Source organism: Saliphagus sp. LR7, from assembly GCF_003344565.1.
GTDB lineage: Archaea > Halobacteriota > Halobacteria > Halobacteriales > Natrialbaceae > Saliphagus > Saliphagus infecundisoli.
The window spans coordinates 1-1,219 of record NZ_QPND01000074.1; the positions used below are offsets into that span (position 1 = coordinate 1).

Here is a 1,219-nt window from a genome sequence, read left to right on the forward strand (position 1 = left end):
GCCGCCGACAGCGACTATCCAGTGCTGATCACCGTCTTCGCCACTCCTCCGACACTATCCGAGCACGGATCAGACCGGTTCAGCATGTTCTCGATGCATTCGTGCGGTCACTCGTGTGATCGACTGAGTATCGTTTTCCTTTGTTAGGCGAATTGGCCTCCACATGATTGTCTGTGCCAAAAACCAGGTAAATAAGGCGACTGTATTCGTTTATCTATGGTAGAGGCTGTCGGTCTCGATCTTGTCAATCTGTTGCTCGTCCTATCGCTCGCGTGGATATTCGGCGCTCTCGCGGAGCACATCGGCTACCCGGCAATGATGGGTGAAATTCTCGCCGGTATCGTGTTTGGTCCTGCCATACTCGGAATCCTTCAGTCTACAGAGGTTCTCGAAATCTTCGCCGAACTCGGCGTATTTCTATTGATGATCTACGTCGGGATGGAGATTGACCTACACCAACTCTTTGAACTCGGACCACAATCACTGATGGTCGCACTGGGAGGCTTCCTCCTCCCATTCGGACTGGGCTATTTGCTCGGCGATCTACTTGGGTTTACTATCGAACAGGCCTTGTTTATCGGGATTGCGCTGGCTGCAACTTCGTTAGCAACTAAATCTCGGATTCTGGTCGATTTGGATATTCTCGATACACGGATTGCTGGCGTTCTCTTGGGTGGGGCACTGCTATCTGACGTTGCTATTCTTATCGTATTTGCAGGCGTAACGGGATTTATTGAAAGCGGTGAAGTCACTTTCTTTGGACTTGGTATTGTCATGCTGCGCGCATTTGCGTTTTTCGTAGCTGCACTCGTATTCGGTGATCGATTACTCCCCTACATATGGGGGTGGCTTGAAGGGTTAATGCGCCGATACGGATTCATCGATAAGACCTCAGCGTTCACTATTGCCCTTATCGTGGCACTGGTGTTTGCATTACTAGCGACATTAGCAGATCTCCACATGATTATTGGCGGATTCGTTGCTGGAATGTTCCTCCGTCAGGCCCAGCTTGACGAGGAGATTTATGACCACATGCATACAGTTATGTACGACTTAGCGATGGGATTTTTCGCGCCGATCTTCTTCATCACTGTCGCTAGTTGTCCACTCGATCGATAGCGGCGGAAGGAGAAGTCCGGTCTCAGATTGGAAGGACGGCGAAAAAGGACCGAAGAGCGACAAATACGCTGCGAGGATGCGAGGACATATCGGATTAGAC

1 pseudogene is annotated in these 1,219 nt (G+C 50.4%); it reads left to right on the plus strand.

The features are described from left to right. Positions 1-216 precede the first annotated feature (216 nt). Positions 217-1,095 (plus strand): annotated as a pseudogene (locus DVH23_RS23210) (cation:proton antiporter); the annotation flags it as partial. Positions 1,096-1,219 lie beyond the last annotated feature (124 nt).